Source organism: Escherichia sp. E2661, assembly GCF_004745185.1.
Taxonomy (GTDB): Bacteria; Pseudomonadota; Gammaproteobacteria; order Enterobacterales; family Enterobacteriaceae; genus Escherichia.
This window is the reverse complement of sequence record NZ_PDIG01000003.1, coordinates 14,870-30,293: the sequence shown is the minus strand read 5'-3', so window position 1 is coordinate 30,293 and position 15,424 is coordinate 14,870. Positions and strand designations below refer to the sequence as shown.

15 protein-coding genes, 1 pseudogene and 1 riboswitch are annotated in these 15,424 nt (G+C 52.3%); of the genes and pseudogenes, 12 read left to right on the top strand and 4 right to left on the bottom strand.

The window, feature by feature from the left end:
• Positions 1-17: 17 nt before the first annotated feature.
• From bioB to uvrB, 5 genes are all read left to right on the top strand, one after another.
• Positions 18-1,058: a biotin synthase BioB gene (gene bioB, locus CRI63_RS02375; RefSeq protein WP_000951213.1), complete on the top strand. Its 1,041-nt coding sequence runs from the start codon at positions 18-20 to the stop codon at positions 1,056-1,058.
• On the top strand, positions 1,055-2,212 hold the full coding sequence (bioF, locus tag CRI63_RS02370; protein ID WP_135518393.1) for an 8-amino-7-oxononanoate synthase: 1,158 nt from the start codon (positions 1,055-1,057) through the stop codon (positions 2,210-2,212). Before bioB ends, bioF begins: the two co-directional genes overlap by 4 nt.
• Positions 2,196-2,951, top strand: a complete 756-nt coding sequence (bioC, locus tag CRI63_RS02365; protein ID WP_135518391.1) for a malonyl-ACP O-methyltransferase BioC — start codon at positions 2,196-2,198, stop codon at positions 2,949-2,951. Before bioF ends, bioC begins: the two co-directional genes overlap by 17 nt.
• A complete protein-coding gene (gene bioD, locus CRI63_RS02360; protein WP_135518389.1) occupies positions 2,944-3,624 on the top strand; it encodes a dethiobiotin synthase in 681 nt (226 codons plus the stop codon). The genes bioC and bioD overlap by 8 nt, the downstream gene beginning before the upstream one ends.
• Positions 3,625-4,198: 574 nt before the next feature.
• On the top strand, positions 4,199-6,220 hold the full coding sequence (gene uvrB, locus CRI63_RS02355) for an excinuclease ABC subunit UvrB (protein WP_135518387.1): 2,022 nt from the start codon (positions 4,199-4,201) through the stop codon (positions 6,218-6,220).
• A gap of 190 nt (positions 6,221-6,410) precedes the next feature.
• On the opposite strand, the gene yvcK is transcribed toward uvrB, so the two are convergent.
• The gene (gene yvcK, locus CRI63_RS02350) at positions 6,411-7,319 is read right to left on the bottom strand and encodes a uridine diphosphate-N-acetylglucosamine-binding protein YvcK (protein ID WP_130214903.1); all 909 of its coding nucleotides are present in this window, start codon (positions 7,317-7,319) and stop codon (positions 6,411-6,413) included.
• Positions 7,320-7,584: 265 nt separating this feature from the next.
• Positions 7,585-7,729, top strand: a riboswitch (molybdenum cofactor riboswitch).
• Between yvcK and moaA the strand changes: the two genes are divergently transcribed.
• The 7 genes and pseudogenes from moaA to CRI63_RS02315 all read left to right on the top strand — a co-directional run bounded on the left by moaA (position 7,717) and on the right by CRI63_RS02315 (position 12,180).
• The gene (gene moaA, locus CRI63_RS02345) at positions 7,717-8,706 is read left to right on the top strand and encodes a GTP 3',8-cyclase MoaA (protein WP_001295301.1); all 990 of its coding nucleotides are present in this window, start codon (positions 7,717-7,719) and stop codon (positions 8,704-8,706) included. Its footprint overlaps the riboswitch before it by 13 nt.
• Before the next feature lie 21 nt (positions 8,707-8,727).
• Positions 8,728-9,240, top strand: a complete 513-nt coding sequence (gene moaB / locus CRI63_RS02340; protein WP_000084634.1) for a molybdenum cofactor biosynthesis protein B — start codon at positions 8,728-8,730, stop codon at positions 9,238-9,240.
• A gap of 2 nt (positions 9,241-9,242) precedes the next feature.
• A complete protein-coding gene (moaC, locus tag CRI63_RS02335) occupies positions 9,243-9,728 on the top strand; it encodes a cyclic pyranopterin monophosphate synthase MoaC (protein ID WP_000080885.1) in 486 nt (161 codons plus the stop codon).
• A complete protein-coding gene (moaD, locus tag CRI63_RS02330; protein ID WP_000598612.1) occupies positions 9,721-9,966 on the top strand; it encodes a molybdopterin synthase sulfur carrier subunit in 246 nt (81 codons plus the stop codon). Before moaC ends, moaD begins: the two co-directional genes overlap by 8 nt.
• A gap of 1 nt (position 9,967) precedes the next feature.
• Positions 9,968-10,419 (top strand): annotated as a pseudogene (gene moaE / locus CRI63_RS02325) (molybdopterin synthase catalytic subunit MoaE).
• Between the two features lie 135 nt (positions 10,420-10,554).
• Positions 10,555-11,259, top strand: a complete 705-nt coding sequence (locus CRI63_RS02320; RefSeq protein WP_088541618.1) for a Bax inhibitor-1/YccA family protein — start codon at positions 10,555-10,557, stop codon at positions 11,257-11,259.
• 207 nt (positions 11,260-11,466) lie between these two features.
• Positions 11,467-12,180 (top strand): Bax inhibitor-1/YccA family protein, encoded by a 714-nt coding sequence (locus CRI63_RS02315; protein ID WP_135518385.1) that lies wholly within the window; start codon positions 11,467-11,469, stop codon positions 12,178-12,180.
• A gap of 247 nt (positions 12,181-12,427) precedes the next feature.
• On the opposite strand, the gene CRI63_RS02310 is transcribed toward CRI63_RS02315, so the two are convergent.
• From CRI63_RS02310 to CRI63_RS02300, 3 genes are read right to left on the bottom strand one after another with little or no spacing between them, the layout of a single operon-like run.
• Entirely contained in the window at positions 12,428-13,384 is a 957-nt protein-coding gene (locus CRI63_RS02310) for a YbhN family protein (RefSeq protein WP_135518383.1), read from the bottom strand.
• A complete protein-coding gene (clsB, locus tag CRI63_RS02305; protein WP_135518381.1) occupies positions 13,384-14,625 on the bottom strand; it encodes a cardiolipin synthase ClsB in 1,242 nt (413 codons plus the stop codon). Before clsB ends, CRI63_RS02310 begins: the two co-directional genes overlap by 1 nt.
• On the bottom strand, positions 14,622-15,383 hold the full coding sequence (locus CRI63_RS02300; RefSeq protein WP_135518379.1) for an endonuclease/exonuclease/phosphatase family protein: 762 nt from the start codon (positions 15,381-15,383) through the stop codon (positions 14,622-14,624). The genes clsB and CRI63_RS02300 overlap by 4 nt, the downstream gene beginning before the upstream one ends.
• Between the last annotated feature and the right edge of the window lie 41 nt (positions 15,384-15,424).

Genomic DNA, 15,424 nt, shown 5'->3' with positions numbered 1-15,424 from the left:
CGTTTTGGAGAAGCCCCATGGCTCACCGCCCACGCTGGACATTGTCGCAAGTCACAGAATTATTTGAAAAACCGTTGCTGGATCTGCTGTTTGAAGCGCAGCAGGTGCATCGTCAGCATTTCGATCCTCGTCAGGTCCAGGTCAGCACGTTGCTGTCGATTAAGACCGGAGCTTGTCCGGAAGATTGCAAATACTGCCCGCAAAGCTCGCGCTACAAAACCGGGCTGGAAGCCGAGCGGTTGATGGAAGTTGAACAGGTGCTGGAGTCGGCGCGCAAAGCGAAAGCGGCAGGATCGACGCGCTTCTGTATGGGCGCGGCGTGGAAGAATCCCCACGAACGCGATATGCCGTACCTGGAACAAATGGTGCAGGGGGTAAAAGCGATGGGGCTGGAGGCGTGTATGACGCTGGGCACGTTGAGTGAATCTCAGGCGCAGCGCCTCGCGAACGCCGGGCTGGATTACTACAACCACAACCTGGACACCTCGCCGGAGTTTTACGGCAATATCATCACCACCCGCACTTATCAGGAACGCCTCGATACGCTGGAAAAAGTGCGCGATGCCGGGATCAAAGTCTGTTCTGGCGGCATTGTGGGCTTAGGCGAAACGGTAAAAGATCGCGCCGGATTATTGCTGCAACTGGCAAACCTGCCGACGCCGCCGGAAAGCGTACCAATCAACATGCTGGTGAAGGTGAAAGGCACGCCGCTGGCAGATAACGATGATGTCGATGCCTTTGATTTTATTCGCACCATTGCCGTAGCGCGGATCATGATGCCGACCTCTTACGTGCGTCTTTCTGCCGGACGCGAGCAGATGAACGAACAGACTCAGGCGATGTGCTTTATGGCTGGCGCAAACTCGATCTTCTACGGCTGCAAACTGCTAACCACGCCGAATCCAGAAGAAGATAAAGACCTGCAACTGTTCCGCAAACTGGGGCTAAACCCGCAGCAAACTGCCGTGCTGGCGGGCGATAACGAACAACAGCAGCGTCTGGAGCAGGCGCTGATGACCCCGGACACTGACGAATATTATAACGCGGCAGCACTATGAGCTGGCAGGAGAAAATCAACGCGGCGCTCGATGCGCGGCGTGCTGCCGATGCCTTGCGTCGCCGTTATCCGGTGGCGCAAGGAGCCGGACGCTGGCTGGTGGCGGATGATCGCCAGTATCTGAACTTTTCCAGCAATGATTACCTCGGTTTAAGCCATCATCCGCAAATTATCCGCGCCTGGCAGCAGGGCGCAGAAAAGTTTGGTGTAGGTAGCGGCGGTTCCGGGCATGTCAGCGGTTATAGCGTGGCGCATCGGGCGCTGGAAGAAGAACTGGCCGAGTGGCTTGGCTATTCGCGGGCGCTGCTGTTTATCTCTGGTTTTGCCGCGAATCAGGCAGTCATTGCCGCGATGATGGCGAAAGAGGACCGTATTGTTGCCGACCGGCTTAGCCATGCCTCCTTGCTGGAGGCTGCCAGTTTAAGCCCGTCGCAGCTTCGCCGTTTTACTCATAACGATGTCGCTCATCTGGCGCGACTGCTTGCTTCCCCCTGTCCGGGGCAGCAACTGGTGGTGACAGAAGGCGTGTTCAGCATGGACGGCGATAGCGCGTCGCTTACGGAAATCCAGCAAGTCACGCAACAGCACAACGCCTGGTTGATGGTTGATGATGCCCACGGCACGGGCGTTATCGGTGAACAGGGGCGGGGCAGTTGTTGGCTGCAAAAGGTGAAGCCGGAACTGCTGGTAGTCACTTTTGGCAAAGGATTTGGCGTCAGCGGCGCGGCGGTGCTTTGTTCTGATAGCGTGGCGAATTATCTGCTGCAATTCGCCCGCCATCTTATCTACAGCACCAGTATGCCGCCCGCTCAGGCGCAGGCATTACGTGCGTCGCTGGCGGTCATTCGCAGTGAAGAGGGTGATGCACGGCGCGAAAAACTGGCGGCACTCATTACGCGTTTTCGTGCCGGAGTGCAGGGTTTGCCGTTTACGCTTGCGGATTCACGTAGCGCCATCCAGCCATTAATCGTCGGTGATAACAGCCGTGCGTTACAACTGGCAGAAAAACTGCGCCAGCAAGGCTGCTGGGTCACGGCGATTCGCCCGCCAACCGTACCCGTCGGCACTGCGCGACTGCGCCTGACGTTGACTGCGGCACATGAAACACAGGATATCGACCGCCTGCTGGAGGTGCTGCATGGCAACGGTCAATAAACAAGCCATTGCGGCGGCATTTGGTCGGGCAGCCGCGCACTATGAGGAACACGCAGATCTACAGCGCCAGAGTGCCGATGCCTTACTGGCAATGCTCCCGCAGCGTAAATACCCCCGTGTGCTGGACGCGGGTTGTGGACCTGGCTGGATGAGCCGCCACTGGCGAGATCGTCACGCGCAGGTGACGGCGTTAGACCTCTCGCCACTTATGCTTGCGCAGGCACGCCAACAAGATGCCGCAGATCATTATCTGGCAGGAGATATCGAATCCCTGCCGTTAGCGACTGCGACGTTCGATCTTGCATGGAGCAATCTCGCGGTGCAGTGGTGCGGTAATTTATCCACGGCACTCCGCGAGCTGTATCGGGTGGTGCGCTCCGGAGGCGTGGTCGCGTTTACCACGCTGGTGCAGGGATCGTTACCCGAACTGCATCAGGCGTGGCAGGCGGTGGACGAGCGGCCTCATGCCAATCGTTTTTTACCGCCAGATGAAATCGAACAGTCGCTGAAAGGTTTGCATTATCAACATTATATTCAGCCCATCACGCTGTGGTTTGATGATGCGCTCAGTGCCATGCGTTCGCTGAAAGGCATCGGTGCCACGCATCTTCATGAAGGACGCGACCAGCGAATATTAACGCGTTCGCAGTTGCAGCGATTGCAACTAGCCTGGCCGCAACAACAGGGGCGATATCCTCTGACGTATCATCTTTTTTTGGGAGTGATTGCTCGTGAGTAAACGTTATTTTGTCACCGGAACGGACACCGAAGTGGGGAAAACCGTCGCCAGTTGTGCGCTTTTACAGGCCGCGAAGGCGGCAGGCTACCGGACGGCAGGTTACAAACCTGTTGCCTCCGGCAGCGAAATGACAGTAGAAGGCTTACGTAATAGCGACGCACTGGCGTTGCAACGCAACAGTAGCCTGCAACTGGATTACGCCACGGTAAACCCTTACACCTTCGCAGAACCGACCTCGCCGCACATCATCAGCGCGCAAGAGGGCAGACCTATCGACCCCGTGGTTATGAGCGCCGGGTTACACGCGCTGGCACAGCAGGCAAACTGGATACTGGTAGAAGGTGCAGGAGGCTGGTTTACGCCGCTTTCTGAGTCTTTCACTTTCGCGGATTGGGTAACGCAAGAACAACTGCCAGTGATACTGGTTGTGGGCGTGAAACTCGGTTGTATTAATCACGCGATGCTGACCGCACAGGCTGTACAGCAAGCCGGACTTACCCTTGCAGGGTGGGTAGCGAACGATGTCACTCCAACGGGCAAACGTCACGCTGAATATATGTCCACGCTCAAGCGGATGATTTCCGCACCGTTGCTTGGGGAGATCCCATGGCTTGATGAACCCCCTGAAAACGCGCTAACCGGAAAGTACCTCAATCTCACCGCATTGTTGTAGCAATATATTTGGTTAAATTGCGAGCGAGATCGCGTCGTCTGCTGCCTGCAATTCAACCAATTAAATTTTAAAAGAATCGAGAAAAAATATTTACCCCCACAATATGCGGTTAGTGTGGGAATTGCCCAGGCGGCAGGGCATACGGGCTGCAGGCAGTTATCCACTATTCCTGTGGATAACCATGTGCATTAGAGTTAGAAAACGCGATGCAAGCGAGAGAATACGCGGCTTGCACGCGAATTGACGCGAAAGAAGGCTTGATGGAATATTTGTTATTTTTCAATTAATTATATAAAAGCAATGGCAGTCATGAAAGTGACATCTCTTGCCATAAATCCGTCATCAGCCATCTTGACAATTGTTAAAAAAGCCGTTGCTTTGGGGATAACCCCGCAAGCCCGGAGTTTTATCTCGTCACTGAGCAAATTATGCTCATGATTGATACCTTCGTTGACGGTGTAACAGAAATAATGTGGCGTGAAACTGTTTTTTTATCCAGTATAATTTGTTGGCATTATTAAACACGACGAGTAAAATTACATACCTGCCCGCCCACTCCTTCAGGTAGCGACTCATGAGTAAACCGTTCAAACTGAATTCCTCTTTTAAACCTTCTGGCGATCAGCCTGAGGCAATTCGACGCCTCGAAGAAGGGCTTGAAGATGGCCTGGCTCACCAGACTCTACTCGGCGTAACGGGCTCCGGGAAAACATTTACCATTGCTAACGTCATTGCCGACCTTCAGCGCCCGACGATGGTGCTGGCGCCCAATAAAACGCTGGCAGCCCAGTTGTACGGCGAGATGAAAGAGTTTTTCCCGGAAAATGCGGTGGAATACTTCGTCTCTTACTACGACTACTATCAACCGGAAGCCTATGTGCCGAGCTCGGACACCTTCATTGAAAAAGATGCCTCGGTAAACGAACATATTGAACAGATGCGGCTTTCAGCGACTAAAGCTTTGCTGGAGCGGCGCGATGTAGTGGTGGTCGCCTCTGTTTCAGCCATCTACGGTCTGGGCGATCCTGACTTATATCTTAAGATGATGCTGCATCTGACGGTCGGCATGATTATCGATCAGCGCGCGATTCTGCGTCGCCTGGCGGAACTGCAATACACCCGCAACGACCAGGCGTTCCAGCGCGGGACTTTCCGTGTTCGCGGGGAAGTGATTGATATTTTTCCGGCGGAGTCCGACGACGTTGCGCTACGTGTCGAATTGTTCGACGAAGAGGTAGAGCGGTTGTCGCTTTTCGACCCGTTAACAGGGCAGATTATCTCAACCATTCCCCGCTTTACCATTTACCCGAAAACACACTACGTTACCCCGCGTGAACGTATTGTGCAGGCGATGGAAGAGATCAAAGAAGAGCTGGCCGATCGGCGCAAAGTGCTGCTGGCAAATAACAAGCTGCTGGAAGAACAACGCCTGACTCAGCGTACCCAGTTTGATCTGGAGATGATGAACGAGCTCGGTTATTGCTCAGGCATTGAAAACTATTCGCGCTTTCTTTCCGGTCGTGGACCCGGTGAGCCACCGCCGACGCTGTTTGATTATCTCCCCGCCGATGGTCTGTTGGTGGTCGATGAATCCCACGTGACTATTCCGCAAATTGGCGGTATGTATCGAGGTGATCGGGCGCGTAAAGAGACGCTGGTGGAGTACGGTTTCCGCCTGCCATCGGCGCTGGATAACCGTCCGCTGAAATTCGAAGAGTTCGAAGCATTAGCCCCGCAAACCATCTATGTTTCTGCAACACCCGGTAATTACGAGCTGGAGAAATCCGGTGGCGACGTGGTGGATCAGGTCGTGCGTCCAACAGGGCTGCTGGACCCGATTATCGAAGTGCGCCCGGTAGCGACCCAGGTTGATGATCTTCTCTCAGAAATTCGCCTGCGGGCGGCAATTAACGAACGCGTACTGGTCACGACGTTGACTAAGCGGATGGCGGAAGATCTCACCGAATATCTGGAAGAACACGGTGAACGCGTGCGTTATCTTCACTCGGATATCGACACCGTCGAGCGTATGGAAATCATCCGCGACTTGCGTTTGGGCGAGTTTGATGTGCTGGTGGGGATCAACTTACTGCGCGAAGGTCTGGATATGCCAGAAGTTTCGCTGGTGGCGATCCTCGACGCAGACAAAGAAGGCTTCCTGCGTTCCGAACGTTCATTGATTCAGACCATTGGTCGCGCGGCGCGTAACGTCAACGGTAAAGCGATTCTCTACGGCGATAAGGTTACCCCATCAATGGCGAAAGCGATTGGCGAAACTGAACGTCGTCGCGAGAAACAACAGAAGTACAACGAAGAACACGGCATTACGCCGCAAGGGCTGAACAAGAAAGTGGTCGATATCCTGGCGCTGGGGCAGAACATTGCCAAAACCAAAGCGAAGGGCAGAGGAAAATCGCGCCCGATTGTTGAGCCGGATAATGTACCGATGGATATGTCGCCTAAAGCGTTGCAGCAGAAAATCCATGAACTGGAAGGGCTGATGATGCAACACGCGCAAAATCTGGAGTTCGAAGAGGCGGCGCAAATTCGTGACCAGTTGCATCAGCTGCGTGAGTTGTTTATTGCGGCTTCGTGACAGGATAACGAAGAAGAGAGATGGCAAAAGCAAAATTGCCTGATGCGCTACGCTTATCAGGCCTACATGATCTCTGCAATACATTGAATTTGCGCGGTTTGTAGGCCGGATAAGGGTTCACGCCGCCTCCGGCATGAACAACGTGTACTTTGTCTTCAATAGGAAGCCGGAACTTTCTTTCGGCTTCACGTTAACCTAAAGCCTGTAATGCTTTTTCCAGTGCGTTATGTAACAACTGGCGGTCATGACGATAAGGGATATCGCTGGCCTCCAGTACGTCCTGAATGACTAATCTGTCGTTAACTGTAGAAACATCGACCTTCGGCCCAACAATAACCGCATCAATCACCTTTTTACCGACATACTGCTCCATAATCGCCAGCTTGTTTTCAAGCTTCAGATTCGCTGCAGGCAGGCTTAATTCTCTTCCCAAATTGCCAATATAAACCATCGGGGCTGGAGTGCGGCGTAGTGCCTGCGCCATTTCCTCAAGCAGCAGAATTGGCATCAGGCTGGTATAAAAACTGCCTGGCCCGATAATTATCAAGTCAGCCTCATTGATTGCCAGCACCGCTTCACGGGTGGCAGGTACGTTGGGGGTTAAAAGTAGTTCCTGAATCGGCGTAGTTAGCTGGTCGATGTTGACCTCGCCGTAAACTTCATGTCCCTGATCGTCAATGGCCATCAGATCAACAGGATGCTCTGACATCGGAATTAATTGCGCGTCCACTTTCAACAGATTACGAATTAAATTGATGGCTTCCAGAGGCCGCACGCTAAGGTGATCCAGCGCCTTTAACATCAAGTTTCCGAGATTATGACCGGATAGCTCGCCATTACCGCCAAAACGGTATTCAAACATCGCGGAGGCGACGCTCGGTTCTGTTATCAGCTGGTTGAGGCAGTTGCGCATATCGCCCCAGGCAATGCCGCCTTCTGAGCGTCGAATACGTCCCGTCGAGCCACCGTTATCCGTGGTGGTGACGATACCCGTTAAGCGAGAGCCTAAAGACGAAAGTGATGAGAGAACGCGTCCCAGTCCATGCCCCCCGCCGAGAGCAACGACACGATCAAGGTCAGCCAGCGTACGATTGCGCATATACATTCCTGAAGTCAGATTATCCGCGCTACAGTAGCGCAAATTACGGGGAAACAGCAATTAGCCTGCCAATATTGAGGATACAACTCATGGTTTTCTACCCCCAAAGGACAATATTCGCTCTGCATCCCTGATGATGTATATCAAAGTAAAACCGCCATTTTCCCTTATTCTGTAGCGAAATAGGCCGATCATGACGCTATATACATGATTACATAGCGAAAAGGGTGAATGGTAAAAATCTCATTTACGCGCTAGTATCGGCATAACCACTAAACACTCTAGCCTCTGCACCTGGGTCAACTGATATGGTGCTTTGGCCGTGACAATGCTTTGAAAGGTTGCCACCAGGGCGAAGGAAGAAATGACTTCGCCTCCCGTATCTGGAAAGGTGTACATGGCTTCACAACTGACTGATGCATTTGCGCGTAAGTTTTATTACTTGCGCCTGTCGATTACCGATGTGTGTAACTTTCGTTGCACATATTGCCTGCCGGATGGCTACAAGCCGAGCGGCGTCACCAATAAAGGCTTTCTGACCGTCGATGAAATTCGTCGGGTTACGCGCGCCTTTGCCAGTCTGGGCACCGAAAAAGTCCGTCTGACAGGCGGAGAGCCGTCTTTACGTCGCGACTTTACCGATATCATCGCCGCTGTGCGAGAAAACGACGCCATCCGTCAGATAGCGGTCACCACTAATGGTTACCGTCTGGAACGCGACGTAGCAAACTGGCGCGATGCGGGACTGACGGGCATTAACGTCAGTGTTGATAGTCTCGACGCTCGTCAGTTTCATGCCATTACCGGCCAGGATAAATTCAATCAGGTAATGGCTGGCATCGATGCTGCATTTGAGGCGGGCTTTGAGAAGGTCAAAGTCAATACCGTGCTGATGCGCGATGTCAACCATCACCAACTCGACACCTTTCTGAACTGGATCCAGCATCGTCCTATCCAGCTGCGTTTCATCGAACTGATGGAAACGGGCGAGGGCAGCGAGCTCTTCCGTAAGCATCACATCTCTGGTCAGGTTCTGCGTGACGAGCTACTGCGTCGCGGCTGGATCCACCAATTACGTCAACGTAGCGACGGTCCCGCGCAAGTCTTTTGTCATCCGGATTATGCCGGAGAGATTGGCCTAATTATGCCGTATGAAAAAGACTTCTGCGCCACTTGCAACCGCCTGCGTGTCTCCTCCATTGGTAAACTCCATCTCTGCCTGTTTGGTGAAGGCGGCGTTAACCTGCGCGATCTGCTGGAAGACGATACCCAGCAACAGGCGCTGGAAGCGCGTATTTCAGCGGCGCTGCGGGAGAAAAAACAGACCCATTTCCTGCATCAAAACAATACCGGTATTACGCAAAACTTATCGTACATTGGCGGATAAAACGTCAAAAGGAGAGATCAGATGAGTCAGGTAAGCACTGAATTTATCCCGACCCGTATTGCTATTCTTACGGTTTCTAATCGTCGCGGTGAAGAAGACGATACCTCCGGTCACTATCTGCGCGATTCGGCGCAGGAAGCGGGCCATCACGTTGTCGATAAAGCCATTGTCAAAGAAAACCGCTACGCTATTCGCGCTCAGGTATCTGCGTGGATAGCCAGTGACGATGTACAAGTGGTGTTGATTACTGGCGGCACTGGCCTGACGGAAGGTGATCAGGCTCCCGAAGCATTGCTGCCGCTGTTCGACCGTGAAGTCGAAGGTTTTGGTGAAGTGTTCCGTATGCTGTCGTTCGAAGAGATTGGCACCGCAACGTTGCAATCCCGTGCGGTAGCGGGCGTCGCTAACAAGACACTGATTTTCGCCATGCCGGGCTCGACCAAAGCGTGCCGCACCGCGTGGGAAAATATCATCGCGCCGCAGCTGGATGCCCGTACGCGTCCGTGTAATTTCCATCCACATTTGAAGAAATAAGTATGTCGCAACTGACCCATATCAACGCCGCTGGCGAAGCGCACATGGTGGATGTCTCCGCCAAAGCGGAAACCGTACGTGAAGCGCGAGCTGAAGCCTTTGTCACCATGCGTAGCGAGACGCTGGCGATGATCATCGATGGTCGCCACCACAAAGGCGACGTGTTTGCCACCGCGCGTATTGCCGGTATTCAGGCGGCAAAACGCACCTGGGATCTGATCCCGCTGTGTCATCCGCTGATGCTCAGTAAAGTCGAAGTCAATTTACAGGCCGAGCCGGAACACAATCGGGTACGTATAGAAACCTTATGCCGCCTGACCGGGAAAACCGGCGTTGAAATGGAAGCGTTAACCGCGGCCTCCGTGGCGGCGCTGACCATTTATGACATGTGCAAAGCGGTGCAAAAAGATATGGTGATTGGTCCGGTACGTTTGCTGGCAAAGAGCGGCGGCAAATCAGGTGACTTTAAGGTGGAAGCGGATGATTAAAGTTCTTTTTTTCGCCCAGGTACGCGAGTTGGTGGGAACAGATGCAACCGAAGTAGCTGCGGATTTCCCAACCGTTGAAGCGTTACGCCAGCACCTGGCTGCGCAGAGCGATCGCTGGGCGCTGGCGCTGGAAGATGGCAAATTGCTGGCTGCCGTCAACCAGACGCTGGTGAGTTTTGACCATCCGCTGACTGACGGCGACGAAGTGGCTTTCTTCCCGCCGGTAACCGGAGGTTAAAATGGCAGAAACCAAAATTGTTGTCGGCCCGCAGCCGTTCAGTGTAGGGGAAGAGTATCCGTGGCTGGCGGAGCGTGACGAAGATGGCGCAGTGGTCACGTTACCGGTAAGGTGCGCAACCATAACCTGGGAGACAGCGTCAAAGCATTAACCCTCGAACACTATCCGGGGATGACTGAAAAAGCACTGGCGGAAATCGTTGATGAAGCGCGTAACCGCTGGCCGCTGGGGCGCGTCACGGTAATTCACCGCATTGGTGAATTATGGCCGGGTGATGAAATTGTTTTTGTCGGTGTTACCAGTGCGCATCGCAGCAGTGCGTTTGAAGCCGGGCAGTTTATTATGGACTATCTCAAAACCCGCGCGCCGTTCTGGAAGCGCGAAGCCACGCCGGAAGGCGACCGCTGGGTCGAAGCCCGGGAGAGCGATCAGCAGGCGGCAAAACGCTGGTAGTTTTTAGCAGGCCGGATACCGCACAGCTGCATCCGGCAATTTCACCGCTCAGTACATGCTTTCACGCTGCGTCGATGCACAGCCCCATCATTTGCAGTATCCTTAAGATATTCCTTATATCTTCAGGAGAAAGTCATGGACAGATTCCCACGTTCTGATTCAATTGTACAAACCCGAGCTGGCCTGCAAACCTATATGGCACAGGTCTATGGCTGGATGACGGTAGGCTTGCTGCTTACTGCGTTTGTTGCCTGGTATGCGGCTAATTCCGCCGCCGTTATGGAGCTGTTATTCACCAACCGCATCTTTTTAATTGGTCTGGTAATAGCACAATTAGCTCTGGTTATTGTGTTATCAGCGATGATTCAAAAGCTGAGTGCAGGTGTGACAACCATGCTCTTTATGCTTTATTCAGCGCTGACGGGCCTGACGCTTTCCAGTATTTTCATTGTCTATACCGCGGCCTCTATCGCCAGCACTTTCGTCGTTACTGCCGGGATGTTCGGCGCAATGAGCCTGTACGGTTACACCACCAAACGCGATTTAAGCGGCTTCGGCAATATGCTGTTTATGGCGTTGATCGGCATTGTGCTGGCATCGCTGGTCAACTTCTGGCTGAAAAGCGAAGCGTTGATGTGGGCGGTCACCTACATCGGCGTGATTGTCTTTGTCGGATTGACGGCGTATGACACTCAGAAATTGAAAAATATGGGTGAGCAGATTGATACCCGCGACACGTCAAACCTGCGTAAATACTCCATTCTTGGCGCGCTAACCTTGTATCTGGACTTCATCAACCTGTTCCTGATGTTGCTGCGGATCTTCGGCAATCGTCGTTAATTCCTTTTTCACCATCAATATCCCGGCCATGTGTCGGGATTTTTTTTCTTACTAAAAACGACACTTAACAAGTACCAGGTATAAAATACGCCTTATGGCCGAGCGGAAGCGTTTTCCGTATCCATAAATACAAAAGTATTTTGTATGCGTGGTTTTAAATTTATTCATGATGAATATTAATATTTTTCTATAAGGATAACTAAAAGAATGGAATCATACTCGCAAAACAGCAATAAATTCGATTTTCAGCACGAGGCCAGGATATTAAACGGTATATGGCTCATTACCGCTTTAGGTTTGGTGGCAACCGCAGGGCTGGCCTGGGGAGCTAAGTATCTCGAAATTACGGCAACCAAATATGATTCACCACCAATGTATGTCGCCATAGGGTTATTATTACTTTGTATGTATGGCTTAAGTAAAGATATCAACAAGATAAATGCGACCATCGCAGGCGTAATATATCTGTTTTTACTCTCTTTGGTAGCGATTGTCGTTGCGAGTTTAGCGCCTGTATCTGCCATTATTGTCGTGTTCAGCACTGCGGGATCGATGTTTTTAATCAGTATGCTGGCCGGTTTATTATTTAATGTTGATCCTGGTTCTCACCGTTTTATCATTATGATGACGTTGACAGGGTTGGCCCTGGTAATCATCGTGAATGCGGCATTAATGAGTGAACGGCCCATTTGGGTAATAAGTTGCTTAATGATTGTGTTATGGTCAGGAATTATCTCGCATGGACGAAATAAGCTCCTTGAACTGGCGGGGAAATGCCATAGTGAAGAATTATGGAGTCCGGTTCGTTGCGCTTTTATAGGTGCATTAACACTCTATTACTATTTTATCGGCTTCTTTGGGATACTTGCAGCAATAGCGATAACGCTTGTCTGGCAAAGGCATACGCGGTTTTTTCATTAGTCGTAAAAAATAGGTAAGTTTCTTTTTTGGAAAAATGCGTGTTAATCGTTTTTATATAACCTCATGAATAAAATCGTGAAGAAATGTAATGAGGCTGATGCGCTATGCTTAGCCGGTACTGACTGGAATTGTAAACTATTAACTTAGTCCGGTTGTGTAGGGCGGATAAGGCGTTCACGCCGCATCCGCCATGAACAAATAGCACTTTGCTAACAATCTGCACAAACCAAAAGAACTTAACCGAACTTCACATCGCCGCTTCATTTTTCGCTCGTAGCTTCTTCGCCTGGCTTTCCAGCAACAGGTAACAGATCAGCGCCAGCAGCAGCGGGATAAAGTAATACAACACACGGTAAGCGAGCAGGGCGGCGATAATTGTGCCTTTGGAGGTATGCTCCCCAGCCAGTAGCGCGATAAACACCGCTTCCAGCACACCAATTCCCGCCGGAATATGCACGATGACGCCAGCAATACTACTAACCAGCAACACGCCCAGTACAAAGAAATAGTTCACGCTTTGACCGAGTAACAGCCAGATAATCGCTCCCATTACCATCCAGTTAACGCTGGAAATCAGCATCTGGGCGAGGGCGAATTTCCATGAAGGCAGCACAAGTTTTTGCCCTTTGATGGTCATATGGCGGTGCTTCGCGAAAGCGCAAAACCACAAATAAACCGCGATAATCATCAGTAAGCCAATGCCGAGAATACGCAGTGTAGTTTGATCGACATACCAGTGATCCGGCAACTCCACCACGCCTGCGGTAAAGATAATCCCCGCCAGCAAAATATAGCCCAGCCAGTTGGTGGTAATACTGAGCGAGAAAATTCGTGTAATAGTGCTGCCCGGTAATCCTAGCCGGGAGTACAAACGGTAGCGCATACCAATGCCGCCGACCCAGGTACTGAGCGTCAGGTTGAAGGCATAGCAGATAAACGACACCAGCATCACCTGGCGCCTCGCCAGTTTGTGACCGCAGTAGAAGCGGGCGAGCAGGTCATAGCAGCCGTAAATCAGATAACTGACGACCACCAGCCCGACCGCACTAAGCAGCGCAACGCGATTGTAGTCACGGATGACCTTCCAGACCTCTTCCCAGTCCACCTTTTTGGCGTAGACCACCAGCAACACAATCACCGCGATAAAAAACAGCCATGTGAGGATCTTCTTTGCTAAGCGCCAGCGCGGATGTGATTTACTCATCAGGGCTTCATCCCCGAACTTTCAGTTTCGACCCGATCCTGCGTTTCCATTGTCGGTTGGGCGGGCGGATCAACTTGCGCCAGATGTGGCGTGTGCGCCGGAAGCCAGCCCACCAGCGCCGGGAAGTGGCGTAAAAAGTGGAACGCCAGCACGCTTTTGGTCAGGTTCCACCAGGTCCGTTTCGGCAGCATACTTTCATCTACCTGCTGACAATCTGCGGCGATAATGCCGTTAAGATTGTCTCGTAGTGTTTGGTTAAAGTTTCGATCGTGGATGATGACATTTGCTTCGAGATTCAGTGACAAACTGAGCGGATCGAGATTACTGGACCCTACCGTCGCCCAGTGATCGTCCATCAATGCCACTTTGCCGTGGAGTGGGCGGCGGCGGTACTCAAATACCTGAACGCCGCCTTTAACCAGATAGTTATACAGCAAGCGCGCACCGACTCTGACAATGGGCATATCCGGTTCGCCCTGAATGATCAGTTTGATCCGCACCCCGCGCCGTGCCGCTTTACGCAAGGCGTGTAAAAATCGATAGCCGGGGAAGAAGTAGGCGTTGGCAATAATCACTTCCCGCCGCGCCTGAGTGAGCATTTTCAAATAGTGGCGTTCGATATCACTGCGATGTTCTTCGTTATCGCGCCAGACCAGCAATACCTGCGCTTCTCCCGGCTGGCGGTTCTCTTCCGCTTTGTGATGACGTCGCCACCAGCGTCGGGCCGCGCTCTGTCCTGGCAGGTTTTCCAGCTCAAACTGGAGAATATCTTCGACAATCGGCCCTTCGAGGCGTACCGCGTAATCCTGTTTAGCCTCTGGACCGTAGCTGGACATATGCTCGGCGGAGTAATTCAGCCCACCAATAAAGGCGATACGCGCGTCGATCACCACAATTTTGCGATGCATCCGGCGAAACACATTGGTGCGCATACCAAAAAGGCGAGGGCGGGGATCGTAATAACGAAATACCACGCCAGCCGCAGTCAGTTCATTGACAAACTCATCGCTGAGATCCGGCGAACCGTAGCCATCCAGCAAGACTTCCGCCTTTACCCCACGTTGCGCTGCTGCCAGTAGTGCCGCATGTAGCTGTTTGCCGACGTCATCCTCAAACCAGATAAACGTTTCAAGAATGATGCGTTCTTGTGCCTCGCCAATCGCCTTAAACACCGCGGGATAATATTGCTCGCCGTTTTCCAGCAACTGGATCTTATTGCCTTCGCGCCAGCTACATTTCATAAATGAATCTCCGCACTTAAAGGGGCATGATCAGAAAGGTGTCGCCATGTCCGCAGCGGCAACGCGGTTGGTGCGCTGGCGCTGGCATTTTTGACGTAGATCCTGTCCAGTCGTAGTAGAGGAAATTGCACCGGAAACGTGCGCGCCGGGCGTCCGTGGGCGCGGGTAAATATCTCATCCAGCCCGGCCTGCACTTTTAACGGATGATTAGCTTTTTGCCGCCAGTCGTTGAAATCACCCGCCACCAATACCGGTTCGCCGTCCGGTAGTTCATTCACCCATTCGGCGAGCATCGCAAGCTGCGCCTGACGGTGCGCCTCACGCAGGCCCAGATGTACGCACATCACATGAATCGCTTTTCCGGTCATCGGCGGCACAATGCGGCAGTAGAGCACGCCGCGCTTTTCCGCACCATCGACCGAAACATCACGATTCTCATAATGTTCAATGGGATAGCGTGACAGTATGGCGTTGCCGTGATGCCCTTCCGGATACACAGAATTGCGACCGTAGGCAAAATCGCTCCACATTGTGTCGGCGAGAAACTCGTAGTGCGAGGTATCGGGCCAGTTTTCCACATGCAGCGGATGAACTTCGTGTGCGCCCATCACTTCCTGCAGGCAAACTATATCGGCGCTGACGGTGCGTACGGCGTCGCGAAGTTCCGGCAAAATGAAGCGTCGGTTAAACGCGGTAAAGCCTTTGTGAATATTGATGGTGAGTACCTTGAACGAAAAGTGTTGTGTTTGATCGGGCATAATTTTCCCGTTTTGGCCTCTTATCTCATTGAAATAGTGTA

Coding starts and splice junctions, on each gene's coding strand:
- bioB (WP_000951213.1), top strand. CDS start 18: ATGGCTCACCGCCCACGCTGGACATTGTCGCAAGTCACAGAATTATTT.
- bioF (WP_135518393.1), top strand. CDS start 1,055: ATGAGCTGGCAGGAGAAAATCAACGCGGCGCTCGATGCGCGGCGTGCT.
- bioC (WP_135518391.1), top strand. CDS start 2,196: ATGGCAACGGTCAATAAACAAGCCATTGCGGCGGCATTTGGTCGGGCA.
- uvrB (WP_135518387.1), top strand. CDS start 4,199: ATGAGTAAACCGTTCAAACTGAATTCCTCTTTTAAACCTTCTGGCGAT.
- yvcK (WP_130214903.1), bottom strand. CDS start 7,319: ATGCGCAATCGTACGCTGGCTGACCTTGATCGTGTCGTTGCTCTCGGC.
- moaA (WP_001295301.1), top strand. CDS start 7,717: ATGGCTTCACAACTGACTGATGCATTTGCGCGTAAGTTTTATTACTTG.
- moaB (WP_000084634.1), top strand. CDS start 8,728: ATGAGTCAGGTAAGCACTGAATTTATCCCGACCCGTATTGCTATTCTT.
- moaC (WP_000080885.1), top strand. CDS start 9,243: ATGTCGCAACTGACCCATATCAACGCCGCTGGCGAAGCGCACATGGTG.
- moaD (WP_000598612.1), top strand. CDS start 9,721: ATGATTAAAGTTCTTTTTTTCGCCCAGGTACGCGAGTTGGTGGGAACA.
- CRI63_RS02320 (WP_088541618.1), top strand. CDS start 10,555: ATGGACAGATTCCCACGTTCTGATTCAATTGTACAAACCCGAGCTGGC.
- CRI63_RS02315 (WP_135518385.1), top strand. CDS start 11,467: ATGGAATCATACTCGCAAAACAGCAATAAATTCGATTTTCAGCACGAG.
- CRI63_RS02310 (WP_135518383.1), bottom strand. CDS start 13,384: ATGAGTAAATCACATCCGCGCTGGCGCTTAGCAAAGAAGATCCTCACA.
- clsB (WP_135518381.1), bottom strand. CDS start 14,625: ATGAAATGTAGCTGGCGCGAAGGCAATAAGATCCAGTTGCTGGAAAAC.
- CRI63_RS02300 (WP_135518379.1), bottom strand. CDS start 15,383: ATGCCCGATCAAACACAACACTTTTCGTTCAAGGTACTCACCATCAAT.